Annotated in this window: 21 protein-coding genes and 4 pseudogenes; 12 read left to right on the top strand and 13 right to left on the bottom strand. The window is 70.3% G+C overall.

The genetic code is table 11. The features are described from left to right. Positions 1 to 40: 40 nt before the first annotated feature. The 8 genes and pseudogenes from AB0M16_RS16135 to AB0M16_RS16100 all read right to left on the bottom strand — a co-directional run bounded on the left by AB0M16_RS16135 (position 41) and on the right by AB0M16_RS16100 (position 7,121). Complete coding sequence (locus tag AB0M16_RS16135) at positions 41 to 298, bottom strand: lasso peptide biosynthesis PqqD family chaperone (RefSeq protein WP_365343149.1); 258 nt, start codon at positions 296 to 298, stop codon at positions 41 to 43. 5 nt (positions 299 to 303) lie between these two features. Then, complete coding sequence (locus tag AB0M16_RS16130) at positions 304 to 2,178, bottom strand: lasso peptide isopeptide bond-forming cyclase (protein ID WP_365343147.1); 1,875 nt, start codon at positions 2,176 to 2,178, stop codon at positions 304 to 306. 111 nt (positions 2,179 to 2,289) lie between these two features. Beyond that, a complete protein-coding gene (locus AB0M16_RS16125) occupies positions 2,290 to 2,397 on the bottom strand; it encodes a keywimysin-related RiPP (protein ID WP_158688462.1) in 108 nt (35 codons plus the stop codon). Between the two features lie 545 nt (positions 2,398 to 2,942). Continuing rightward, positions 2,943 to 4,127 carry a lanthionine synthetase C family protein gene (locus AB0M16_RS16120; RefSeq protein ID WP_365343143.1) on the bottom strand — a complete coding sequence of 395 codons (1,185 nt, stop codon included), beginning with the start codon at positions 4,125 to 4,127 and terminating at the stop codon, positions 2,943 to 2,945. A gap of 4 nt (positions 4,128 to 4,131) precedes the next feature. Next, a complete protein-coding gene (locus AB0M16_RS16115) occupies positions 4,132 to 5,730 on the bottom strand; it encodes a hypothetical protein (protein WP_365343141.1) in 1,599 nt (532 codons plus the stop codon). A 59-nt stretch (positions 5,731 to 5,789) separates the two neighbouring features. Then, positions 5,790 to 6,011, bottom strand: a complete 222-nt coding sequence (locus tag AB0M16_RS16110) for a hypothetical protein (RefSeq protein ID WP_123458135.1) — start codon at positions 6,009 to 6,011, stop codon at positions 5,790 to 5,792. Positions 6,012 to 6,231: 220 nt separating this feature from the next. Continuing rightward, positions 6,232 to 6,490, bottom strand: a pseudogene (locus AB0M16_RS16105) (ATP-binding cassette domain-containing protein); the annotation flags it as partial. Between the two features lie 232 nt (positions 6,491 to 6,722). Then, positions 6,723 to 7,121, bottom strand: a complete 399-nt coding sequence (locus AB0M16_RS16100) for a VOC family protein (protein WP_365343139.1) — start codon at positions 7,119 to 7,121, stop codon at positions 6,723 to 6,725. Between the two features lie 91 nt (positions 7,122 to 7,212). On the opposite strand from AB0M16_RS16100, the gene AB0M16_RS16095 reads away from it, so the two are divergent. Beyond that, complete coding sequence (locus AB0M16_RS16095) at positions 7,213 to 8,202, top strand: YafY family protein (RefSeq protein WP_365343137.1); 990 nt, start codon at positions 7,213 to 7,215, stop codon at positions 8,200 to 8,202. Positions 8,203 to 8,386: 184 nt separating this feature from the next. Here AB0M16_RS16095 and AB0M16_RS16090 read toward each other — a convergent pair. Continuing rightward, positions 8,387 to 8,572 (bottom strand): annotated as a pseudogene (locus tag AB0M16_RS16090) (hypothetical protein); the annotation flags it as partial. 218 nt (positions 8,573 to 8,790) lie between these two features. Between AB0M16_RS16090 and AB0M16_RS16085 the strand changes: the two are divergent. Both AB0M16_RS16085 and AB0M16_RS16080 read left to right on the top strand, forming a co-directional pair. Further along, positions 8,791 to 9,465 carry an adenosylcobinamide amidohydrolase gene (locus tag AB0M16_RS16085; RefSeq protein ID WP_365343135.1) on the top strand — a complete coding sequence of 225 codons (675 nt, stop codon included), beginning with the start codon at positions 8,791 to 8,793 and terminating at the stop codon, positions 9,463 to 9,465. A gap of 107 nt (positions 9,466 to 9,572) precedes the next feature. Then, positions 9,573 to 10,826: an NAD(P)/FAD-dependent oxidoreductase gene (locus tag AB0M16_RS16080; RefSeq protein ID WP_365343133.1), complete on the top strand. Its 1,254-nt coding sequence runs from the start codon at positions 9,573 to 9,575 to the stop codon at positions 10,824 to 10,826. A gap of 237 nt (positions 10,827 to 11,063) precedes the next feature. Here AB0M16_RS16080 and AB0M16_RS16075 read toward each other — a convergent pair. Further along, a pseudogene (locus AB0M16_RS16075) lies at positions 11,064 to 11,255 on the bottom strand (MMPL family transporter); the annotation flags it as partial. A gap of 154 nt (positions 11,256 to 11,409) precedes the next feature. Continuing rightward, a complete protein-coding gene (locus tag AB0M16_RS16070; protein ID WP_365343131.1) occupies positions 11,410 to 12,462 on the bottom strand; it encodes a hypothetical protein in 1,053 nt (350 codons plus the stop codon). A 319-nt stretch (positions 12,463 to 12,781) separates the two neighbouring features. Between AB0M16_RS16070 and AB0M16_RS16065 the strand changes: the two genes are divergently transcribed. The 6 genes from AB0M16_RS16065 (at position 12,782) to AB0M16_RS16040 (ending at position 19,152) form a co-directional block, all read left to right on the top strand. Continuing rightward, positions 12,782 to 13,735, top strand: coding sequence for an ABC transporter substrate-binding protein (locus AB0M16_RS16065; protein WP_365343129.1), 954 nt, complete (start codon positions 12,782 to 12,784; stop codon positions 13,733 to 13,735). A 2-nt stretch (positions 13,736 to 13,737) separates the two neighbouring features. Further along, positions 13,738 to 14,703: an amino acid ABC transporter permease gene (locus AB0M16_RS16060; RefSeq protein ID WP_365343127.1), complete on the top strand. Its 966-nt coding sequence runs from the start codon at positions 13,738 to 13,740 to the stop codon at positions 14,701 to 14,703. Between the two features lie 8 nt (positions 14,704 to 14,711). Then, entirely contained in the window at positions 14,712 to 15,464 is a 753-nt protein-coding gene (locus AB0M16_RS16055; RefSeq protein ID WP_365343232.1) for an amino acid ABC transporter ATP-binding protein, read from the top strand. Next, positions 15,461 to 16,675, top strand: coding sequence for a M20/M25/M40 family metallo-hydrolase (locus AB0M16_RS16050; RefSeq protein ID WP_365343125.1), 1,215 nt, complete (start codon positions 15,461 to 15,463; stop codon positions 16,673 to 16,675). The genes AB0M16_RS16055 and AB0M16_RS16050 overlap by 4 nt, the downstream gene beginning before the upstream one ends. Before the next feature lie 169 nt (positions 16,676 to 16,844). Then, positions 16,845 to 18,137 (top strand): cyanophycinase, encoded by a 1,293-nt coding sequence (locus tag AB0M16_RS16045; protein ID WP_365343123.1) that lies wholly within the window; start codon positions 16,845 to 16,847, stop codon positions 18,135 to 18,137. A 142-nt stretch (positions 18,138 to 18,279) separates the two neighbouring features. Beyond that, positions 18,280 to 19,152, top strand: a complete 873-nt coding sequence (locus tag AB0M16_RS16040; protein ID WP_365343121.1) for a MurR/RpiR family transcriptional regulator — start codon at positions 18,280 to 18,282, stop codon at positions 19,150 to 19,152. Between the two features lie 305 nt (positions 19,153 to 19,457). Here AB0M16_RS16040 and AB0M16_RS16035 read toward each other — a convergent pair whose 3' ends face one another. Then, entirely contained in the window at positions 19,458 to 20,063 is a 606-nt protein-coding gene (locus tag AB0M16_RS16035; protein ID WP_365343119.1) for a dihydrofolate reductase family protein, read from the bottom strand. A 463-nt stretch (positions 20,064 to 20,526) separates the two neighbouring features. Between AB0M16_RS16035 and AB0M16_RS16030 the strand changes: the two genes are divergently transcribed. After that, positions 20,527 to 21,045: a peptidylprolyl isomerase gene (locus tag AB0M16_RS16030; protein ID WP_365343117.1), complete on the top strand. Its 519-nt coding sequence runs from the start codon at positions 20,527 to 20,529 to the stop codon at positions 21,043 to 21,045. Positions 21,046 to 21,433: 388 nt separating this feature from the next. Beyond that, complete coding sequence (locus AB0M16_RS16025; protein WP_365343115.1) at positions 21,434 to 22,357, top strand: YihY/virulence factor BrkB family protein; 924 nt, start codon at positions 21,434 to 21,436, stop codon at positions 22,355 to 22,357. Here the strand turns inward: AB0M16_RS16025 and AB0M16_RS16020 are convergent. Beyond that, entirely contained in the window at positions 22,348 to 23,565 is a 1,218-nt protein-coding gene (locus AB0M16_RS16020) for a phospholipase D-like domain-containing protein (protein WP_365343113.1), read from the bottom strand. The two genes, AB0M16_RS16025 and AB0M16_RS16020, sit on opposite strands and share 10 nt — an antisense overlap. 139 nt (positions 23,566 to 23,704) lie before the next feature. Here AB0M16_RS16020 and AB0M16_RS16015 point away from each other — a divergent pair. Next, a pseudogene (locus tag AB0M16_RS16015) lies at positions 23,705 to 24,098 on the top strand (TraR/DksA C4-type zinc finger protein). Positions 24,099 to 24,281: the final 183 nt, after the last annotated feature.

The raw sequence follows: 24,281 nt of genomic DNA, 5'->3' as shown, positions 1-24,281 counted from the left end.
GGTCGGCGGTCGGCAGTCAGAGGTCGGCGGCCGAGGCGGGCTACAGCGTGATGAGCCCGGCGGAGCGGAGGTCTTCGACGATGTTCACGACGTCCTGTGCGGCCACTTCGGTGTCCACGTCCTCGTACCGTTCCACGAGGGCCGCCGCCGCCCGCTCGGTGCTGTGGCCGTCCAGGAGCTCACGGAGCACGACGGCCGCCGCGGGGTTGAGCGTCCAGTACTCGGCGCTCTTCTGATCGAGCAGGGCCATGCCGTACTCGGTCTCGGTCAGCAGCACTCCGGGCTTCAACGTGCACATCGGCTTCACCTTTCCCGTTCGGTCGGAGATCGCGTCCGGGACGGTGTCATCTCCCGGGAACGCAGCCATACTTCGCAGGCCACGGTCGGGTGCAGCAGGTAGCTCTCCGTCTCTGCCGACAGGGCCCGGCGGCACCACTCGCGCAGGACCTCCACGTCGACGAGGCCCAGCCGGGCGAGACGCGACTCCTCGCACAGCGCCAGCAGGCCGGCGCGGTGGCGGCGCAGCCCCGCCTCCTCCTCGAAGGTGGCGTTGGCCTTGGTGCCGCGGGTGCGGCTGGCCTCGGGGACGATGCCGCGCATGGCTTCGACGATCAGCGGTTTGTACCGCCAGGGAGTGATCCGCTCCTGCGGCCGGACGGCAAGGGCGGCCTCGATCACCCGGTCGTCGTAATAGGGGGCCGCCACCGTGATGCCCAGCGGAGCGGCCATCTGGCCGATGTGCCGGGTCCACTGGGAAATGCCGTCCATCGCGGCCATCTCCCGGTGCTCGCCGTGCCCGCGGCCACGGGGCTCGGCTTCGGGGAGGTGCGCGCGGAGCAGCTCGCGTACCGCCTCCACGGCCTCGGGCGTGGCCCAGCCCGGCATGCGCGGCGGTGCCGACCAGTCGAGCAGCGGTTCGTCCGCCGGGGCCGGAGGCTCGTCGAGGTCGCGGGCGACCCTGCCGAGCCAGGCGCGATAGGAGCGGCGGTCCAGGAGCTGGCGCAGCACGCGCCCCCGGGACCACTGGTACTTCGCGGCGTATCCGCGCAGGTCCCGCAGCGCGGTGAGGGGATGCGTGCCCATCAGCGCGTGCAGGCGGGCGGGCGCTCCGGCGAGGAGTTCGTCGCCCCCCAGGCCGGTCAGGTGCAGGCGCGATCCGCGGGCTGCCGCCAGGGCGATGATGTGCATGCGACGGTTGCGGTCGACCGTGAGGATGCTGGGGGTGTCCAGGAGGTCGTCGAGGGTGTCGATCCCGTCGAACGTCATGGCCAGGTCGGAGGCGGGGACGATGTGGTGCTCGATCGTCCCCAGTGCCTCGGTGGTCCGGCGGGCCCAGTACACGTCGTCGCCGAGTTCGTCGTGGATGGCGGCGGTGTACGCCGCGACCTTCGCGTCGCCGCGGGCGGCGGCGCAGCACACGGCGGTGGAGTCGAGCCCGCCCAGGTCGGCCGTCACCAGCTCGCGCCCGCGCGTGCGCGTGGCGACGGCGGCGGTGAGCGCCTCCCGGAAGCGCCCGGCGCCCTCGGCCAGGGACAGGTGCGGATCGGGGGGCGACCACCAGCGGGTCTCCTCGGCCCGTCCGTCGGAGTCGAGCGTCAGGTAGTGGCCGCCGGGCTGGGCGTGTACGCCCTTCCACATCGGGGAGCCCGACAGCGGGTGCGGCACGCCCAGCGTGAGCAGTTCGAGGGCGAGCCTTCTTTCGTCGAGTTCGGCGCCGACCAGTTCGGCGAGCACGTCGGCCCGGTCGGAGGCCAGGCTGACACGGCCGACCGCCGGGAGGGTGGCACTGGTGAAGAACACCCGCCTGATGCCGACGACGCCGCCCTGGACCCGGACCCGCCCGCCTCGGCTGGCCACGAGATGGAGGCTGCCCGTCCAGGTGGCACTGATGCGGTCGAGCGCCGACAGGGAGGTGCCTTCGGCGGCTGCGGCTGCGCGGCGGGCCGCTTCGGCGGTGACGGAGTGTTCGCCGAGCACGGCGACGCGGGTCCCTCGGCACTCGCCCACCACCATGCTCGAGGGCGCCCAGCGCCCCACCAGCCACGGGCGCCCGGATGCGTGGCGCAGCCCCTGGGTGGCGTGGGCGAGTGCTTTGGCGGCGACGGCGGCGGCCGCGTCGGTGTCGGGCAGGACGGCGAACCAGGTGGGCAGGGCATGGAGTGACAGCGGGTCTTCCACGGCTACGGCCTTCGGTCGGCGATGTACGGGAAGCGGGGTGACCGGGTGGCGGCTGGGGGCCGCCACCCGGTGGCCCGGCCGCCGGTTCAGCGGGGCGGCACGGGACTCACGTCAGAGGAGCTGCTTGCCGCCGAGGACGTCCTTGGGCCCGGTGTTCTTGATGCCGGTCACCTTGCGGAAGCTGCCGGCCTTGGTGAGGGTGGGGCGCTCATACGTCATGGTCGAACTCCATTTCGCTTCGGGGGATTGCGGCCTGCATGCGCATGCGGCGGTTTCCCGATCCGGAGACCGGTCATTCCGCTTGACCACGCTACGTAGGGCGACCGGATCACCACAATGGCGTGCCCGGGCCGGGCCGCAGCACACCCGCGGCGCGCGATTCGCCTTGCGCGCCGCGAACGAATGCGCCCGCGTTCGGATGCGCGGCAACCCGAACGCGTGTGCCTGACGCGCCGCGAGGGCGCCTACCCCATCCGGGCAAAGCCCGTCGACGTGGGCGGGACGATGCCCTGGGCGTCACGGACGCCGGCATCGCATTCCGCTTCTACGCCAAGTTCCTGGACGGAGTCCGGGAGCAGGCCGATCGCCTCATCGAGCAGTCGATGGAGGAACGCCTACGCGTACGGGGAAGCGCACGACGCCGACCGCGAAGTCGTGGGTTCTGGCCGGCCGGGGCACGCGGCCCGACAGCGGTCGGGCCACGGAGCAGTTTCCCCTGCTGCTCACCGAGGCGTGCCAGGGGCCTCCGGGCACCCGCCGAGCCCTCACAGGTCCACGAAAGCACGTTCGCCGGGGGCGACCAGCCGGGACAGGAACATGCCGATGCCCGCCGAGCCGGTCGCGTAGTCGTGGGCGATTCGGTTCAGCCAACGGCCGGGGAACGCGACCCCGCCCTCCTCCTCGACCCGGAACCACAGGACGGTCCTGGCGACGGCACGGGCCCTGTCCCGGTACTCCTCATCGCCGGTGCAGCGGTACATGTCCAGCATGAACTCGCCGATCCCCGCCAGGCCTTCGAACAGACCGGGCGCGTAGGAGTACGTGACGAAGGTGTCGTCAGCCACCCGCCGGGCGAGCTCGCCGTACCGCTCGTCGCCGAGGAGCCGGTGGAACCGGACCAGGACACTGCCGACCCCCGCGCCTCCGTGGATCCAGTACGGGTACACCACGGGGTCGCCCTCGACCCGCTGCCACTGCAGGCCGAGGCCGCTCTCGCTCGCACGGCCCAGGTCGAACTCCAGACCCCGTACGGCGTAAGAACGGAAGCGCTCTTCGCCGGTCGCCAGGTGCAGGTGGAGGAGGAAGAGGGCGATGCCGCTCGCGCCGTAGCCGTACCCGTAATGGACGAGACCGTCGAGAGAGGACCGCCACGAGCAGGTGTCGCCCACGTGCTCGGCCGTTCTGAGGAGGTGCTCGCCCGCCTGCACGGCATGGTCGAGATGCCGCTGCTGCCCGGTCCGCGCGTGGAAGCGCAGCGAGGCGAGTCCCCATCCGGCGACGCCGAGGAACACACTCGGATCGTCGTACAGCAGGGAAGAGGAGCGCAGCAGGGTCATCACGGCCTCGCCCCGCTCCTCCCAGCCCAGGTCGTGGAAGGCCCATGCGATGCCGGCCAGGCCGACGTACAACCCTGGCGGATAGGTGTCGTTGTCCAGCGGCCGCCCCAGCATCCAGGCGGCCACCTCGGTCGGCAGCCCGGCCGCCGGCGCCCCCCGGCCGCACATCCTCGAACCGAGCAGTAGCGCAGGCCCGCAGGCGCCGTAGGCCACGCTCAGGGGGTTGGTCGCGAAGACCGTGTAGTCGGCGGGCCAGAGGCGGTCGCTGCGCCGCTCGTCGAAGGTCCGGAGCAGCATGCCGGCGATCCCGTCGATGGTGCGCCGGACCTCCGCGTCAGGACAGGCCGGGACACCGTCCCCGGACCTCTGCCTTTCGGTCACCAGGGGCGTCATGGCGTCATCTGTCCTTCCAGTCGGCCAGGACCCTCTTCGCCTCGTCGACCCGGGCGGCGGCCAGGCACGACACGACGGACCTCACCTGCGTGGGGACGCCGAGGGCGACGAGTTCGTCGAGGAAGAGGTCCTTCGCCGCGGGGTTGAGGCCGAAGAACGCGGTGGCGGGCGCGACGGCGCTGTAGAGCAGCATGGCCGCGGCGTACCAGTCGTCGCAGGGGAGGAGCCGGCTGCGCGAGGAGCGGTCCGGGTGAAGGAAGCCGGGTGTGCCCCAGCGGGTCCCGTAGGACAGCATGTCCGCCTCGTCGTCCTCGTGGACAGCGCTCTCGAAGTCGATGAACCGCATCCGAAGCGTGTCGGCGTCGATCAGGACGTTGTTCGGCGAGAGGTCGCCGAGGATCACACCGCGGGCGTGCACCTCTTCGATCATGGGGACCAGGCGGCCGGCGACCTCCCGGAACAGGGGCACGAACCGGTCCACCCTTCCCTCCCGTCGGATGTACGGGGCGAGGATGACCTCGTCGCGTGCCCAGAAGTCGTGGAACGCGACGCCCTCCAGCCGTTCCTCCACCAGGAACGTGTGCTCCCATTCCCGGAACAGGTCCACCGCACGGGGAACGGAGTCCAAGCCCTCCAGTCGGCGCAGTACCTCGTACTCGTGGCGCAGCATGTCGACTGCGTCGACCGTGCGGTCTCCGCTCGTCCAGCAGTTGGTGAGCCGCCGCGCCTCCTTCACGACGACCCGATCCCCGGTGACCCGGTCGGTGCCGTGATAGACGCCGCCGACGTTGGAGAAGGCGAGGGCGCCCTCGACGAGATAGCGATCGTGGAGGAGTGTGCCGTCGGACTCCACGTCGGACTCCACGTCGGACTCCACGTCGGACTCCGCGCCTGACCGCGCCGCGGCCCCGGACGCCGGTCGCTCAGCCGGCTCCTCGGCGAAGGGGTCGCGGACCCAGGGCGGCAGCCGGAAGAGGGGCAGCCGTTCGTCGGCCACGTACGAGCCGTCAGGCGCCACCAGAAACGTGCTCTGCGTGCCGTCGATGTTGAGTCGCCGTGGCGGCCGGAAGCCCCCGTAGCGATAGAACAGCACCCTGCTGTCCCGATAGCGCCGGTCGGAGAGGATGTACGGCCCCTCGACGGCCTCGTCGGCCGTGCACTGGTACAGGGTCTCGATCAGCTCGGCGAAGACGTGCTCGTCGGGCGGGTACAGCGTCATGAACTTGCCGGAGAAACCACGTTGCTGTGTCTTCGAGTTGAGTACGGCCAGCATCACCGGGTCGGCGGCGGCCTTGAATTCGACGCGGTACGACACGCACACAGGGACCACGAGTTCGAACAGGCGGACGGCGTGCACGGGGGCGGAGGAGACATGGATCTTGAAGCCCTGGGTCGGCGGCGGAGCCGACCGCCCCGTGGATCCCGGCGCCCTCCGCGCGTGCAGCCAGACGTCCCCGCGCTCCAGAACCCAGGCGTCCGGCAGCAGCCGGCGCAGCGCGTCGCGGTACTCAGGGGTGATGGCCCTGCGGGACAGCGGCTCGTAATGCCGGGGATCGGCGAGGCCGAAGAGGTGGTGGGCAGCCAGGGCCGCCTGACGGTCCACGGGCGCTCATCCGCCGGGGCCCCGCGAGGGGCCCCGGCCGGCTTGTGATCCTTCCGCGGTCACATCTGCACCGTTCTGCCGCCAGGCCCGCATGCCACGCTGTACGTGCTGCAGCCGATCGACTGGGTGCTGTGGAAACCGGCGACGGCGGGGGTGGCAGCACCCCCTTCGGGCTGCATCCCCTGCAGCCCCAGCACACGGTCGACGTCGGCGGAGGCCCGTTCAAGGCTCGCCTTGACCTCGTTCAGCGAGGCGGACCTCGCCTTGCCCTGCTTGGCCATGAGTTCCTCCTGTCTCCTGGCGGACGTGCTGCCAGGAGACGGCCGGCCGTCGTGCGCTGCCAGCCCGCAAGGCCTCCACCAGCCCTACCCGACGGCTTCTCCACCGGGTCCGACCTGCGAGGACTCCGCTGTGCGGCCCCCCAGCGGACCTGGTCCGAACGGGTTACCGGTCCGAGCCCAGGTCCAGGCCGCAGCCGGCGCAGCGGGCGGGCCCTCCTCTGAGGGTGGACGTCCCCGAGCCGTTCGCCCCCACGATCGCCAGGATCTGGCCGCGCCGCAGGGTCAGGGAGACGCCGTCGACGGCAGGCTTGTCCTTGCCCGGTACTGATAGACCACCTTCTCCAGGCGGATCTCGTCCGTGGACGCACCGAGCCGGTGCGGTCCGCGCTCGGGGGCCCGGGCGGCGGCGTCATCAAGGAAGGTCTGAAGGTCTGCATGTCGCCGAGGTACACGCTGGTGTGGAAGACCGCAGCACCGGAGCTCTCCCCGGCGCGGTAGCGGCGGCGGATCGCCTCGTCCGCAAGCATCCGCCGACGCCGGGGCAGGGGCGATTGGCCGGCCAGCGTCGACCCGAAGGCACAACCGCAGACGTCCTTCGGGGGCAGCGGTGCGTTCCGGTGCCCCCTGCTGGTGGCCCTCCTGGACCCGGCGGGGGCGTTCACCGAGAGCCTGGGGATCTCAGGACTCCCGTTTGAGCGGCTGTGCGTGGCGTCAGCGTGCGAACTTTTCGATGGCAGCCGGGGTGATGGGGGTGAAGAAGTTGACGAGGTTGCCGTCGGGGTCGCGGAACAGCATCGACCGGTTGCCCCAGGGCATCGTGGTGGGCTCGTTGACGAAGTCGGTGACGAAGCCGGTCAGGTTCTGGTGAACGCGGTCCACGTCGTCGACGAGGAACTCGGTGATCACGCTGTGGTTGTCCGCTGGACGGGCGGAGCCCGGGGCGAACAGCGGGACGGTGCGGCTGCCGGCGATCACGAGGGTGGCGCCCGCGGTCTTGAGTTCGGCGAAGTCCTCGGTGGCCCACATTGCCTGCACCCCTGTGGCTCGCTCGTAGAACGTGACGAGGCGTGCGACGTCGCTGGTGATGATGCGGATCGAGACGAAGTCCATGGTGATCTCCTTGGCAGATGGAATCGCTGTACGTCGCAGGCTAGGAGAAATAGTGGACAGAATCGGTCCCCTTTCCCGTTAGGCTGTGCACATGCCTCGACCCACCGGCCGCGTGCTGACACTCCTGGAGTTGCTGCAGTCGGGCGGCACCCGGACGGTGGCCGAACTCGCCGACCGGCTTGGCGTCGAAGGGCGCACCGTGCGGCGGTATGTGGAGCAGCTGATCGACCTTGACGTGCCGGTGGAATCGGTGCGCGGGCGCTACGGCGGGTACCGGCTCGCCCCGGGGTACCGCTTGCCTCCGCTCATGCTCAGCGACGACGAGGCGCTGGCCGTGCTGCTCGGCCTGGTCGCCGGTCGCCGAGCGGGGTTGACGACGACGGAGCGCACGGCGAGCGAGACAGCATCGGCGAAGATCCGGCGGGTGCTGCCCAAGCACATCGCCCGCAGGCTCGACACGCTCCTGGATGCCGTCGCCTTCACGGATCAGCCCGGGAAGTTCGACACCCCGGACGCTGAGGTCCTGCTTACCATCGCCGATGCGGTGCGCCACCGCCGACCGGTCTCGATCCGCTACACCGACGGTGACGGACGGCGTAGTGAACGCACGTTGCACGCGTACGGGGTCGTCGCCCACGCGGGCCGGTGGTACGTCACTGGCCAGGACGCCCGGATCTGCGAGGACCGAACCTTCCGGCTCGATCGCATCGCCGACGCACGAACCCTGCCCGGCTCATTCGAAGCGCCGGCGGGTCCCGATCCGGCACATCGCCTGTTGTCAGCCTTCGCCACGGCCGAGTACCGGCATGAGGTGACCTTGCGGATCCACGGGACAGTCGACCAGATCCGCGCCCACCTTCCCGCCGGCGTCGCGAGCCTGGAGGAGCACGCGCCCGTTGCAGGCGAGCACCGGGCGACCGAGCGCTGGCTGCGCGTCGAGCTGCGGGCGGAGCGGCTCGATTGGTTGCCTCCGGTACTCGCCTCACTCGACCGGCCGTTCGTCATCGAGCGCCCCGATGAACTCCGCCACCTCGTCATCGCGCTCGCCGATCGCCTCGCGTCCCACGCCCGCCAAGCCTGACCGCGAGGAACCAATGAGCCCTTTCCAACCTCTCGCGCGAGCTGGGTCGTTGGCCTGACAGACGGATGAAGCCCCTGGTAGATGGGTTTTCGACCAAGAGAACCGTCTCCACCAGAGGCTTCGCATGCTTGCCTACGTGGCTCCTACCACCAGTACGCCTGCTGTGCTCTCCTGCATGGCGGTCTCAGCGCTCCGGCAGCAGGTTCGGCCGGGTGGTCGCGGCACTGAGCCGGCCCTGGGGGACGGGTGCCTCAACCGCTCGCCGTTCGGGGTGACGTCGGCGCCAGTACGGGTTGTCATGGGGCAGTCCGCCGCTGATGCGGCCGTACATGCCGAAGGTCATGACCATCAAGCCCATCAGGAAGCTGAAAGATGCCGGCAGTTCTTCTCGCAGGCCCATGGACCCTCCCAGAGGATTCGAGTCGTCCTGCCCCGAGGGGCCCAGCATGGCCGGTATGGGCGGATACGAGACTCGCAGCGCTTCTGCATCGAATCCCGTGCGACCACGGCCGTGCGGCGCCGTTGCAGTCACCGCGCCGAGAGCGCTTAGGATCAGCCGTTTCACGTCCCCCGAGCGGAGTGACCCCAGTGAGCGCGTTGATCCGTCCGTCCGGCACCTCCGCCGGCCTGCTGCCCGTGCGGGTGCTGTCCCGGGTCGAGGAGGGCGAGCAGCTGCACGCCCTGCTGTGGCAAGTGGGTCCCGGCTGGCGGATGATCAGCAGCGCGGTGCTCGGCGGGGGAATCGGGGAGCGAGCGTGGGTCTTGAACGCACAGGTGTCCCACGGCTACCGGCGCGACGATCCGGACCGGCATCTGGCCGACCTGGCTCACGAGGCGGGCGTACGGGGCGCGGGTGTGGGATTGATGACGGCGGCCGATGTCCGTCACCACGGCCGGGGATGCGATGACGGAGTCGAAGCGACGGTCACGGCAGGGCTCGGAGTGCGAGGCTGGGCAGCCACGGCGGCCCGGACCGAGGCGTTCGTGCCCCGGCCCGGGACGATCAACATCGTCGTCGCCCTTCCTGTCGCACTGACGGACGCCGCGCTGGTCAACGCGGTGGCCACGGCCACCGAGGCCAAGGTGCAGGCGCTGGTCGAGGCCGGCTACGACTGCTCCGGCACCCCGACCGACGCGGTATGCGTCGCCGCCCCCGTGCCCGCCCGTGGCGACGAGGTCCACTGCTTCGCAGGGCCCCGTTCGCCGTGGGGGGCTCGCCTGGCCCGAGCCGTCCACAGCGCCGTGCTCTCCGCGACGCCCTGACCTCCCGGCACGCCCGGGGCGGCGCGGTCCCACTTCCCCCGCCGAAGCCGTGCTTACCCTGGCGACAGCCGCATCCGCACGAGTCGGCAAGGAGCGTGAGGGGACCGATGGCGCGAGCGCAGGACGACCGGCCCGACGTGGTGGTCATCGGTGCGGGAGCCGCCGGACTGGCGTGCGCGGCAGACCTTGCCGCGGCCGGCCTGCGGGTGCGTCTCCTGGAAGCCGAGGACACGCCCGGAGGGCGCATCCGCACGGACCGTGTCGCAGGCTTCACCGCCGACCGCGGCTTCCAGGTGTTCAACACCTCCTACCCGCAGGTCAGGCACCGCCTGGACCTGCGCACCCTGCGCCTGCGGCCGTTCACGCCCGGTGTGCTGGTCCACACCGACGGCGGGCGGCTGCGGCTCGCCGATCCCACGCGGCGCCCCCGCGACGGGATCGGTCTCCTCACCGGAGGGCAGGTCAAGCCGCGTGACCTGCTCGCCTTCGGCACCCTGTCCGCATACTCCCTGCTCGCACCCGCCTCCCGTGTGCGGGCCCGCCCCGACGCCACCACCCGCGCGGCTCTGGACGCCGCGGGCTTCTCCGAGGACTTCGTCGAAACCTTCTTCCGGCCCTTCCTGTCCGGGGTGTTCCTGGAGGACTCCCTGGAGACCTCCGCCCGGTTCTTCCACCTGGTCTGGCGCAGCATGCTGCGCGGTACGCTCTGCCTCCCCCGCGACGGCATCGGCGCCGTACCGGCCCAGCTCGCGGCCGGACTGCCCGACGGGGTGTTGCGCACGCTGTCGCCGGTGTCCGGGCTGACACCAGGGGGAGTGGTGGTCGGCGGAGCGGAACTGCCGGCCCGAGCCGTCGTCGTTGCCACCGGCAGCGCCGCCGCGGCACGCCTGCTGCCCGGCCTGGAGCCGGCGGCGGGCCGGACCGTCACGACCCTCTACCACGCGGTCGAGCGATCCCCCTTGCCGGAACCCACGCTGCTCGTCGATGCACGCCGCAGGTTCCTGAACACATGCGTACTGACCGAGGTGCAGCCCGGCTACTCCCGTGACGGCAGGAGCCTGGTGTCGACCTCCGTGCTCGGCGCCCCGACCCCGGCCGAGGAGGCCGCCGTGCTCACCGCGCTCGCCGAGGCGTACGGCGCGGACACCGCGACCTGGGAGCCGGTGCACCGCGTGACGGTACACAACGCTCTGCCCGCCATGACGCCGCCGATGCCCCTCACCCGGACGACCCGCTGCGCCCCGGGCCGCTACGTCTGCGGGGACCACCGCGCGACAGGCTCGCTCCAGGGAGCCATGGCCTCGGGAGCGAGGGCGGCCCGCGAGGTCCTCGCCGACCTCAAGGCTCCGGAAACGTCCTGACGCACGTGACACGCCCACCCGGACCGCGCTTACCACCACCTCCACCGGCCTTCCCTCAGGTCAGCGGCGGCGGACGCACCGTGTCCGCCCCTTCTCCCTCCGGCTCCCGGACGAGAAAGACCTCGTCGAAGAAACACCAAGCCCAGGGCTCGTCGGGGGCCGGGGACAGCACCACGGAGTGCCTCGTCGATATCGCCGAGCCGGTGCAGCCCCTGTACCGCGCGGGCGGGGGGCCGGAGACCGGGCCAGTGTGCGGGGCCACCAGGCGCGCGGGCCGATGTCGATGACCAGGGCCGGTACCAGCAAGGAACGCAGGACGAGGGTGTCGAGGAGGACACCGCAGGCGACGACGAAGGCGACCTGCACCAGGAAGGCCAGCGGGATGACCATCAGCGCGGCGAAGGTGGCGGCGAGGACCACGCCGGCTGAGCGCGAACGCCGCACCGCTCTCGTGCGACGGTGCCCGCCCGGCCGTCGCGCTGCTGTCAGCGGCTTCGGCGCCGAACTCCTCGGGCAGCCGAATCTGGCCGGATCGGTCCCGGGTGCGCTGTCTTCCCGCCTCCGGGACCGTTCGTCGCCGGGGTCAGCAGCTGGTGATGGGTGTGCCGTTGTACAGATTGCTGTCGGTGACGCCGTTGGTGACACTCCTGAGGTAGTAGCCGCAGGTGGGTCGGTTCTTGAAGTCGAAGGTCTGGCCGGCGGTCAGGCGCCAGATCTTGAAGCCGGTGAAGGTGAGGGGCTGTCCCGGGACGGCCTTCTCGGGGGTGTGGTCGCCGAGGACGACATAGGTGTCGGCGCCTGAGAGGGTGGCCAGCCCGTCTTTGTCGATGAAGAGGGAGCCACCCTCTTCGACGCCCACGCCCCACGCCCGTCCGCCCTGGGTGAGTCCGTCCTTGAGCGCGCGGGCGACGAAGGCCATGGTGCGGCCCATGCGGTCGCGGGAGACGAAGTGGGAGTCGTTGATGGTGTCGCCGTAGTTCGGCCAGTCGAACATGCCGGTGGTGAACGTCGCGTAGGAGTCGTAGGGGTTGGCCAGGGCCTCGCTGGAGGTGATGCTCCCCTGGCAGGCGTCGTAGACGACGGAGCTGTTGATGTGGTGGCCGGCGCTGCCCCCACCGGAGCCGCCGCCCTTGGCGACGACCGACTGGACGGAGGCGCGGAGAGAGGTGGACTTCCAGGCCGCGTACTTGCACTGGTCGCCGCCGGCGAAGTAGACGAACTCCGCGTTGCGGATGTCGGTGTTGGCCTGCGAGTTGTTGCCGTCACTCGGCTTGGTGAGCGTCCACGTGGTGCAGGAGTTGATACCGCTGAGGCGCATGACGGCATCGCACTCGGGTGTTCTGCTGCCGGAAGCGGGTGTGGACGCCGCCAGCACCACCACGTCGAGCGAGCCGGTTCCGCCGCGGATGGCGTCGACGGCCCTGGCCATGGAAGCGGAGACGATGCCACCGGACCCGTTCAGGGTGAAGGCGGGGCCTGACCAGGTGGCCCGGCCGACATCGGCGGAGTTGCCGAGGCGGATGCGGCTGGCGGCGGCCTCGGCGGGTTCGGCCTGGGCGAGCCCGCCGGCGATGACTGCGAGAGCGGCTGCGAGAGATGCGGCGATGCGGCGGGCTTGGTGGGGGAACGGACGCATGGGTCCTCCAGGAGCAGCGGTGAGGGGTACCGCAGCGAAGCGGCGAAGCAGCCACTGCGGCTTGCAGTAACGGAAGGTACAGACTGATCTTCAGCTGCGATAGGTGTAACGCAGGATGTGGGGGCCTCGGCAGTCTGATCCGTCGATTGGGCAGATGGAAGGCCTTGATGTGCTCCCTCGATGACGGGGTGCGGGCCGTTACCTCGACGAAACGTGGATTACATCTAGCCAACTGACGTCCGTCGATGTAATTTCCTGGCGTGTCAGACGGTGACGCGCGCAGTCGTCGCCGGCCGATCTTCCGAGAGGGTTACCTGTGATGCCAACCCCGTCTCTCCGTCGCGTGTCGACGGCCTCCGCCCTGTCCGTGGCGATCCTCGTGACGGTCTCGGGCTGCGGGGACGAGGCCTCCGGCGGTGCCGCCGAGGCGCCCGCGTCCGCCACGGTCGCCGGAGTCACGATCGCCAAGGACGCGGCGCTCCACGCCGCCCTGCCCGAGGGGATCAGGCAGTCGGGTGTGGTGCGCGTGGCGACCGATGTCCCCTACGCGCCCTTCGAGATGTTCGTGACCGAAGGCAAGCCCGAACTGACCGGTCTCGACTACGATCTGGGCCAGGCGCTCGGCGCGAAGCTGGGCGTGAAGTTCGCCTTCACGCCGCAGAAGTTCGACGGTATCGTGCCGGCGATCCAGGCCGGCAAGTTCGACGCGGCGATGTCGGCGATGACCGACAACAAGGAACGGCAGGCGGTCGTCGACTTCGTCGACTACTCCGTCTCCGGTTCCGGGATCATGGTCGTGAAGGGCAATCCCGAGAAGATCTCGACCCTGGACGACCTGTGCGGCAAGAAGGCCGCGGTGCAGGCGGCGACCAACCAGCTGGACCTGCTCCAGGAACACCAGGCGAAGTGCAGGGCCGCCGGCAAGGCCGAGATCGACATTCAGACCTTCCCCAAGGACTCCGACGCCCAACTCGCCCTCCGCTCCGACAAGGTCATCGCCCAGGTGCAGACCAAGCCCGCCGCGGGCTGGACCGCCAAGACCGCCGACAGCGGCAACGCCTTCGAAGTCGTCGACGACCCGGCCGCCGTGGGCGGCTACGGTGCCTCGCCCAACGGGATCGCCGTGTCCAAGAAGCTGCCGCAGCTCAGCGACGCGATCCAGAAGGCGCTGCAGGCCCTGATCGACGACGGAACAGTCACCAAGATCTTCGACAAGTACGGCGTCGCGTCGATCGCCGTCAAGGAGGCCACCAAGAACGCGGCGGTGGACTAAAGATGACCACCACCACCACGGCTCCCGCAGACCTCGACCGTGCGTCGCCCGAGCAGCTCACGGTCGTTCCGCTGCGCCACTACGGCCGCTGGATCGCGGCCCTCGCCGCTGCCGCCGCCCTGGTCGGCGTGGCCGGATCGCTGGCGAAGAACGGCAACCTCCACTGGGAGATCATCGGCCACTACCTCTTCGCCGACATGATCTTCTCGGGCCTGGTCACCACCCTCTGGCTCACCGTAGCGGCGATGGCCCTCGGGCTCGCGCTGGGCACATTGGTCGCGGTAATGCGCCTGTCGGCCAATCCCGTGCTGTACGGGATGTCCTCCCTCTTCGTCTGGTTCTTCCGGGGCACGCCCCTGCTGGTCCAGATCATCTTCTGGGGGTACGCCGCCGCCCTCTACCAGTACGTGATGATCGGAATCCCGTTCACCGACATCACGTTCTTCCAGATCGAGACCAACGCTCTGCTCACCCCGGCCGTCGCCGCGCTGCTGGCCCTCGGGCTCAACGAGGCGGCCTACGCCTCGGAGATCGTCCGGGCCGGCATCCAGTCGGTGGACACCGGCCAGACCGAGGCAGCCCATTCCCTCGGCATGCGGCCGACACTGACGCTGCGGCGGATCGTACTGCCCCAGGCGATGCGGGTCATCATCCCTCCGATGGGCAACGAGACGATCAACATGCTCAAGATGACCGCCCTGGTGTCGATCATCTCGGCGCACGACCTCATGTCCAACATCCAGGACGTGTACGCGCAGAACTACCAGGTCATCCCCATGCTCGTCGTCGCCAGCCTCTGGTACCTCGGACTGGTCACGCTGCTCGGCATCCCGCAAGCATGGCTGGAGCGCCGCTACGGGCGCGGCACCGGCCGCGGCGGTCACGTCTCGCCGCTGCGCCGCGTGTTCGCCGGAGCCCTCACCCGGTCCGCGGGCACGAAGAAGGACACCGCGGAGGCGGTCCGGTGAACGTCCCCATGGTCCACGCCCAGGGCGTGCGCAAGCACTTCGGGAAGCTCGAAGTACTCAAAGGCATCGACCTGACCGTCGAACGCGGCCAGGTCTGCTGTCTGCTGGGGCCCTCCGGCTCGGGCAAGTCCACCTTCCTGCGCTGCATCAACCACCTCGACAGGGTCGACGGCGGCAAGCTCGCGGTCGACGGCGAGCTGGTCGGCTACCGCCAGAGCGGCCTCCGGCTCCACGAACTGCGCGAGAAGGAAGTCGCCGCGAGACGCCGTGACATCGGCATGGTCTTCCAGCGGTTCAACCTCTTCCCCCATATGACAGCCCTCGACAACGTCATGGAGGCCCCGGTGAAGGTCTGCGGGGTCAACAAGACGCGGGCCAAGGCCGACGCCCAGGACCTGCTGGAGCGGGTGGGCCTGGGCGACCGGGCCGGCCACTACCCGGCACAGCTGTCCGGCGGACAGCAGCAACGCGTCGCCATCGCCCGCGCTCTGGCCATGAAGCCCAAGCTCATGCTCTTCGACGAACCCACCTCGGCGCTCGACCCCGAGCTCGTCGGAGACGTGCTGGACGTGATGCGGCAGCTCGCCGCTGACGGCATGACGATGGTCGTCGTGACCCACGAGATCGGCTTCGCACGCGAGGTGGCTGACACCGCCGTCTTCATGGACGCCGGAGTCGTCGTCGAATCCGGAGATCCCCGCCAAGTCCTCGTCGAGCCCGAGCAGGAGCGCACCCGCGCGTTCCTCTCCAAGGTCCTGTGACCGCCCCCGCACGAGAGCAGCTCCGCACCACCGCGCTGCTCCGGCACGCCCAAGCCCGCCTGGAAGGCTACCTGACCGACCTGGCCCAGCTAGTCGCCATCGACTCGGGCTCGTACAGCCCCGCCGGCGTCAACCGGATGGCCGACTGGATCCAGGAACGGCTGCTCCGGATCGGATTCAGTGTCGAGCGCGTCGCTCCCGACCCCACCCACGGTCACCCGGTCGGCGACGTGATCGTCGCCCGCAAGAGCGGTGACCTGCCGGCGAGCGAAGGCGGCCGCCGCGTACTGCTCGTCGCGCACCTGGACACCGTGTTCGAAGACGGCACCGCAGCCACGCGGCCCTTCGAACTCGACGGCCACATGGCGTACGGCCCGGGCGTCAGCGATGACAAGGGCGGACTCCTCGCAGGGCTCACCGCGCTGCAGATCCTCCACGAGACCACAGCAGCGACGTACGCCGAACTCGTCTTCCTCGCCACCCCGGACGAGGAGATCGGCTCACCCGCGAGCCGCCCGGCCATCGAGGCTGCGGCCCGCGGAGCCCACTTCGCCCTCGCCCTGGAATGCGCGCGGGAGAACGGCGACGTGGTCATCGTCCGCAAGGGCGTGGCCGACTTCCGGGTGGCGGTCACCGGCCGGGCCGCGCACGCCGGCATCGAGCCGGAACGCGGGGCGAACGCCGCCCTGGCAGCCGCCCACCTGGTCGTGGCGCTCCAAGCACTCAACGGCCACTGGGACGACGTCACCGTCAACGTGGGCGTGGTCCGTGCGGGCACCCGGGCGAACATCGTCTGCCCGGAAGCCGAACTGCGGGTCGAGGTGCGTTCGGCCACAGCCGCCGGCATCGGAGCGGCAAGGTCCGCAATCCAGGCCGCCGCCGCACGCCTGGCCGTTCCCGGCACCACCGCCACGGTGGAGCAGCTTGACCTGTGCCCGCCCATGGAGGACACACCCCCCTCGCGCCGCATGCTCGAGCGGGCCAGGAAGATCGCCGAGGACCTCGGGGTACCGCTCGGCGGCGCGGCGACGGGCGGCGTGGGGGACGCCAACTTCATCGCGGGCATCGGCGTGCCCACCCTGGACGGGCTCGGCCCGGTCGGCGGCGCAGACCACACCCCCGAGGAATGGCTGGACACCTCCACCGTCCCCGTCCGCGTCGCGCTCCTCGCGTCCCTCGTCGCCGAACTCGGCGACGGACGCGCCGGCTGACGCCCCCATCCGTCCCGTACCGGTCTGATCGCGCCATCGCCCGGTACGGGGCCAGGCCCGGCAGCCCGGTCCACCGGCACGCACCGGGCTGGCGGCCCCTGCCGGGACCGCGGCAGGCCAGCGCCGCCGCGGTCCCGGCCACCACGACCCCATCCACAGGAGGCACCACATGCGCGTCCCGACCCGAGCCCGCCGCACCACATTGGCGGGCGGCACCGCGCTCCTGCTCACGCTCGCCCTCGCCCCGACGGCCGGTGCCGACAGTCTCCGCCGTGCCGGCGACCGTGGCTCCCTCGTCCTTGTCGGCGGCGGACTGAAGGCCGACAACGCCCAGGTCTACGGCGAGATCATCCAGCGGGCCGGAGGAGCCTCGGCGAGGATCGGAGTGATCACCGCCTCCTCGGTACCCGTCAGCCAGGACCCGCACGCCGCCGACCCGGACAAGTGCAACAACGCGGAGTGCAATGGCACTTACTACTCCGACCTGTTCGAGCGGTACGGCGCCGCCGACGCCCAGTGGATCCCCGTCGACCTCGACCACATCGCACATGCCGACTCCGACGAGGTCGTCCGGCAGGTCGATTCCATGACGGGCTTCTTCTTCGGTGGCGGCGACCAGTACCGCTACGTCACCACCCTGCTCCACGGTTCCGCCCACACCGACTCCAAGGTCCTCGCCACGATCCGCGCCAAGCTCGCCGCCGGCGCGGTCGTATCCGGCTCCAGCGCCGGAGCGCAGATCGCCGCCGGAGCCGACATGGTGACGGGAGGCGACTCGTACGAGGGACTATGCGACGGCAGCAGCCCGGGCTACTTCGACGACGCGACTCGGCTCGGCTACTTGCCCGCCGGCGGCTTCGGCTTCCTGAGCTCCGGACTGATCGACACCCACACCGGCGTGTACGGCCGCGAAGGCAGGGCCCTGCGCCTCGCCGCGGACACCGGGAACGACCGTGTGTACGCACTCGAGGAGAACACAGCCCTCATCGTGGAGGCTCCCCGCACGCCGCACGAGCGCCTGCGCGTTCTCGGTCGGCAAGGAGTCGCCATCCTCGACCTCCGTCAGGCCCGGACCGGGAGGACACCCTCCGGAGCATGGTCCCTCACCGGTGCCCGCTACAACTACCTGACCGACGGCGACCGCTACGACCCGAACCTGTGGCGTGTCCAGCCCGCCGCCGGCCAGCGACCCCTCGTGCCGACCTCGACCTCACCCGTCCCCGCCAACCCCGACGTGTTCTCCTCCGCGGCCAACCCCGCCGGTGTCCCGTACTCCTTCCTGGGCACCGCGCGCGCCCTCGCGGCCAGCAGCGCCCAGCGCACCGCGACCGCGTCCACGTTCGAGAGCGGACCCCGGTTCACCGTCACCTTCGGCAAACAACCCGGATTCACTGCCTGGACCAGTGACGGCGCCACCGCGCGCACCGTCATCGGCCTGCGGATCGCCGTCGCTCCGGAGTGACTCCGCCCTGACCCCACTCCGGGTGACCGGGCCGGCCGGACACCGGGAAGGGAGCCGGCCGGCCCCACCCCCCGACCAGCGGCAGTAGGCTCGACCCGCCACCTGTCATCCCTGTCCCACACCCCGAAGGGAGCTCCCGCGCATGGCCCCAGGCACGCTCGCCGACGAGATCCGCCTCAAGCTGGGCGACGTCAGCCCCGCCGAACGCAAGGTCGCGCGCGTGCTGCTCGCCGGCTATCCGTCAGCGGGCTTCGAGACCATGGCCGTTCTCGCCGAGCGGGCGGCCGTCAGCGCCCCGACCGTCCTGCGGTTCGTCAACCGGCTCGGGTACCGGGGCTTCCCCGACTTCCAAGCCGCGCTGCGGGCGGAGCTCGACGAGCGCAACGCCTCCCCGCTCTCCCTCTACGAGGCCACCGATTACGGGCGCAGCAAGGGCGGGCCGGACGAGGACCTCTCGCTCCTCCAGCGGGGCAGCAACGTCTTCAGCGGCGCCGTGGCACAGACCCTCGCCGAACTGCCCCCGCACGACCTCGAACACGCGATCAGACTGCTGTCCGACGGCAAACGCCGCATCACCCTGGCCGGCGGACGCTTCACCAACCTGTTTGCCCAGTACCTCGGCCTGCACCTCATGCAACTGCGCGACGACGTGAGGTTCCTGCCCGACCGTGATGTCGAACGCACTGCCGTGTTCGCGGCTCTCCACCGGCGTGACGTCCTCGTCGTCTTCGACTACCGGCGCTACGAGCAGGACAAGGTGGCGATGGCCGAACTCGTACAGGGACAGGGCGGCAAGGTCATCCTCTTCACCGACATGTGGCTCTCGCCCGCGTCCACCCACGCCGATGTGGTCCTGCCCAGCCAGGTCGCGGCCCCTTCCCCCTATGACAGCCTGGTCCCCACCCTCGCCGTGATCGAGACAGTCGTCGCCGGAGTGCTCACCGCTCTCGGAGAGGACGCACACCAGCGGATGCGGCACGGGGAGGACACCGCCCGCCGCATGGGCCTGTACTGACCCCTTCGGGTCCGGTCCACGCCCCCGGACGTCCGAGTGCCGTCCATGCTGATCATCGCAGACAACGATTCAGCGCCGACTCCGGGCTCAGTCTTCAGCAAGATCGAACTTTCGGTGGTGCATCGAATCGTCGGGCAGGACGAATTGCCAGGCGGGTGAGGCTCACGGTCGGAGCGCGGGCCTCTCCACCACGTCAGGTGATCACGTTCACGGAGAGACGACGCGGCGCCCTCTTCCGTGGTCTCTGCCGCATTGCGTATGTCCGCCGCCGGCGGTCGTCGGCGGAGAAACCGCAGCAACCACCCTCAGTAGCTGTCGTAGCTGGGTTGGCCGGTCGGCCGGTAGACACCGACCACGGTGCCGCCCTTCGTCGTCGAGACGCTGACCGGCTCCAGCGCCGTGGGGATCGCACCATCGGCGAATAGCCGCTTGCCTGTGCCGATGATCACCGGGTGGATGGTCAGCCTGTACTCGTCGACCAGGCCGTGCCGCATGAGGGTCTGGGCGAGGTCGCCGCTGCCGACCACGTTGATGCTGCCGCCGTCGGACGCCTTCAGCGCCCGTACGGCATCGACGGTGTCGCCCTCCAGGAGCGTGGAGTTCTGCCACCGGACGGACGTCAGGGTCCGAGACGCCACGTACTTGTGCATGCTGTTCATCCGCTCGGTGAACGGGTTGTCAGGATCGGCCGTCGGCCAGTACGACGCAAAGATCTCGTACGTCTTGCGCCCGAGCAACATCGCGTCGGAGCGCTCGTACCAACCGGCGACGGCCGCGCCGACCTCGTCGTCGTCCACCGGCTTCTGCCAGCCGCCGTGCCGGAAGCCGCTCTCCGCATCCTCGTCCGGACCGCCAGGTGCCTGCATGACGCCGTCGAGCGTCAGGAACGTGCAGACGATGATCTCGCGCATACTGCGCTCCCTTAGTTTCGTTTACGGGTAGACCGCACAACCGCCGGAAACTCATCGCGCCACTTCCGCGGCACAGCACCACGGGCTCGCACCGCGACACCGGATCCGGTGGCCGTGCGACACCGACCGTGACATGTGGCCTGACTGCCAGGGCTCCGGCCACGCTGATCGGCCGGAAATCCCACTCCCGCAGGCCACACCGCGCCCTAGACTGCGACCGCTCCAAGACCTGGAGATCATCGGGAGGGCGTGCAAGATGAGACGAGCACTGATCAGTGCGTTCGCGGCCGCGGCGCTAGTGGTGACAGGGGGGAGCGTCGCCACTGCTTCCGACAGCGTTCCGCCGCGCACCACGCACGGTCCCTGCCAGTACACCCAGACCCCGGACGAGCCGCCGGCGCGCCCTGTTCCGCTGCCGCCCGACCCACGGCGCACCCCTGCTCGTGGCACGGTCGACTTGTCTGTGCCGACCAGTCAGGGCCCGCTCCCGCTGCGCTTGGACCGGGCCAAGGCGCCGTGCACGGTCCAGAGTTTCCTGCACCTCGCACGGCACGGCTTCTACGACCATACGGTGTGCCACCGCCTGACGGCGTACCCGACGCTGAAGGTCCTGCAGTGCGGCGACCCGACCGGCACCGGTGAGGGCGGGCCCGGGTACAAGTACAAGGACGAACTGCCGGTGGACCTGCCGCCCGCCGCCACCGATCCGACGGGTACGCGCCGGCTCTACGGACGCGGCCTGCTGGCGATGGCCAACGCCGGCCCGAACACGAACGGTTCTCAGTTCTTCGTCGTCTACGGCGACTCCGCCCTGCGACCGAACTACACGGTGTTCGGCACGGTCGGCACCGCCGGTCTGGCGACACTCGACAAGGTCGCCGCCGGAGGCATCGAGCCGACCGCGGAGAACCCGGCACCGGTCGACGGCACACCCGTACTGCGGACCGAGCTGTTCCGCGTCAGGCCGTCCTGCGGGCACTGACGCACCGCGATGTCGCCGCGTCCACGATGAGCCTGCCTGGCGGCTTGCGGGGTCGGCCTGCGGCGACACGCGAATGCCCGGGTGAGTCGCGGCGGCTTGCCGATGAGCTGCCGCCCGCCGCCGCGACTGACCGGACGACCAGGTCCGGCGCCTCCAGCCCCTGAACGGGCAGGTCCGGCGCGACAGGGTCCCGTGTCGCGGGAACGGGGTCGGCAAGCTGCGGTTCCTGGGCGCAGGGTTCCTGGGTGCTCGCAACAGGGCCGTCCAGTTCGACGAGACATCGGTTGGGCACCTCCGCTACCCCGTTCCCCGGTCCTCACTCCTCAGCCGGCCGTGATCGACCGCGTGGAAGAAGGGTGCGAGCGATCATGCAGGGCAGGAGATCTCCGTGACGTCGAACAGTCCCCGCACCTGTCGGAGCACGCCCGGGAACCGGTCCTTCGAGCTACTCGAACGCATCCGCACCCGCCTGTGGACCACCGCCGTGCGGCTGTGGGAGGACAACGTCACCGACCACGCGGCGGCCCTCACCTACTACGCGGTACTGGCACTGGTGCCCGCGCTGCTCGTCTCCGTCTCCCTGGTGGGACTGGCCGGGACCGATACGCGCGAGCATCTGATCCGCGACCTCACCTCGTACGCTCCGCCCCAGTCGGCCCAGGTGCTCCGGGAGGCCCTGGAGGGCATCACCTCCTCGCCCTCTTCACTGTGGCCGCTGCTCGTCAGCGGCGTCCTGAGCGCCCTGTGGTCGGCCTCCAGCTACCTGTCGGTCTTCCGGCGCGCCCTGCACGCGATGCACCGTCTGCCCGACACGCGTCGGCCACTGCGTGCCGCCCACGTCCTCGTTCTCACCTCGAGCGCGCTGCTGGCCCTGCTCGTCACGGGCGCCGCGAGCCTCGTCGCGACCGGCCCGGTGGCCCGGCGGCTCGCGGCGGCCGCCGGCCGCCCGGGCACGGACGTCATGACCCTGCTGCGGTGGCCGGTGCTGCTGGTGATCGTCACGGCGCTGATCCTGATCCTCTACCGGACGGGGCCCGTCCAGGGCCGTGGCCTGCGCCGGGGGTTCGCGGGTGGAGCCCTTGCGGCCTTCCTGTGGCTCGGGGCCTCGGCGCTCTTCACCCTCTACACGCAGTTCGGGACCTACAGCCGCCTCTACGGTTCGCTGGCGGGAATCATCGTCTTCCTCGTGTGGCTGTGGTTCGGCAATCTGGCCCTGCTCGCCGGCGCGCAGTTCAACGCGGTGCGCGCGCGGCAGGGAGGACGGTCCGACGACAAGCCGCGGGAAGTCGAGGCCGCCGCCTCCTACAGGTAGCGGCGGATGGGCAGTACCGCCGTCTCCCGAGCCCGCTGCAGAAGCGACCGCCGCTTCCAGCGGCCCGGGCGGATCAGCTCGCTCACCTTGAGGTCCTCGTCGTAGTGCGCGTCGAGGGCCGCGGTGAACTCGGAGTCCATGACGGCGAGCATGACCTCTTCGTCGTGGTCGAGGGAGCGGCGGTTGAAGTTCGTGGAGCCGATCAGGGACACGACGCCGTCCATGGTGATGACCTTCGCGTGCATCATGGTCGGCTGGTACTGGTGGATGCGCACTCCGTCGGCGGTCAGCGCCTCGTAGTGGTGCTGCCCCGCCAGCTGGCACACCCGCTTGTCCGTGTGGGGGCCGGGCAGCAGGATCTCGACTTCCACGCCGCGGCGGGCCGTGGCGCAGAGCAGGTCGATGAAGTAGTCGTCCGGGGCGAAGTAGGCGGTCGCCAGCCGGATCCGTTCCTCCGCCGATTCGAGGATCACCCGTATCAGGGTCTGCATGTCCTGCCAGCCGACGCTGGCCGAACCGCGGACCACCTGCACGATGGCGCTCCCGCTCGGGGGGTGGACGACGAACCGGTCGCGCTCGTCGAAGAGCTCCGTGTGGCACTCGGCCCAGTTCTGGGCGAAGGCGGCGGCGATGCCGTCCACGGCCGGGCCGCGGACCTCGACGTGAGTGTCCCGCCACTCGTCGGGATTGCGGGCGTCGCCACACCATTCCTCGGCGATCCCGACGCCTCCGGTGAAGGCGGTCAGCTCGTCGACCACGAGGGCCTTGCGGTGGCAGCGGTGGTTCTGCTTGAACGGCGAGAGATAGAGGGGCTTGCGGAACCACGCGACCTCGACTCCGGCCGTGCTCATCCGGTCCAGCAGGTCCTTCTCGATCAGGCGGCTGCCGAAGCCGTCGAGAAGCAGCCGCACCCTCACCCCGGCACGTGCCCGGTCGGTCAGGGCTTCGGCGAAACGCCGCGCGATGTCGCCCCGCCAGTAGACGAAGGTCATCATGTCGACGGTGTGACGCGCGTTGCCGATCGCGTCCAGCATCGCGGCGAAGATCTCGTCGCCGTTGCGCAGGGGGCGTACGGCGTTGCCCTCGGTCGCCGCGACACCGATGAGCCGCTCCAGCCGCCGGCGTATGCGGTGGATCCGCTCGTCCACGGCGCCGCTGTCGGCGGAGGCGGTGGTCGCGCCGGCCTGCGGTTGCTCTCTGTCGGACATCCCGGTCCCCCCCTCGGTCGGGCCATCGGCGACCAGGACCTTATCCGACGGAATCCAGGACGGGGGCGAAGGAGGGGGAAGGGGAGGGGGCATCGGCGCCGTTGGAATGACTGGACCGGGCGATTCAGTTGTCGTATGTATGAGCGTTTCCCCGCGTGACGTCCCTGTTCCTGCCGGGCGCGGCCGCTCCGGTCCGGCGACCGTCCGTGAACGCCTGGCGGCCGACCGTACCGACACGCATGGCGGCTCTGGGCCGGGACTTCGACGGAATCGTCGCGGCTAACGCCCTGGTCGCGGTCGACGACGAGCACGACCCCGAAGGAGGGACCACCGCCTTCGAGCGCGCCCATGTGGCCTCCCTGATGGAGCAGGCACACGGACACCTCGCCGAACTGGACGGAGCCCTCCAGCGGCTTGAACACGGCACCTACGGGCAGTGCGAGGGCTGCGGCAGCAGGATCCCGCCCGAGCGCCTGGAGATCCGACCGGCGGCAACGATGTGCGTGTCGTGTGCCGGCAGCGTCAAGGGCTGAGCCGAAGGAAGGGGGGTATGTCGAGCCCTCCCCCAGGGGAGGGCTCGAGTGCTCCAAGAAGGCACCTGCCCCGGGGAAAACCCCAGGTCAGGTGCCTCTTTCGTGCCTCTAGAAGAACCCGAGCTTCTTCGGCGAGTAGCTCACCAGTAGATTCTTCGTCTGCTGGTGGTACAGCAGCTGAAC

It is taken from the genome of Streptomyces sp. NPDC051921 (assembly GCF_040680975.1).
In the GTDB taxonomy this organism is placed as follows: domain Bacteria; phylum Actinomycetota; class Actinomycetes; order Streptomycetales; family Streptomycetaceae; genus Streptomyces.
The sequence above is the reverse complement of the archived record's forward strand: the minus strand, read 5'-3'. Positions and strand labels throughout refer to the sequence as shown.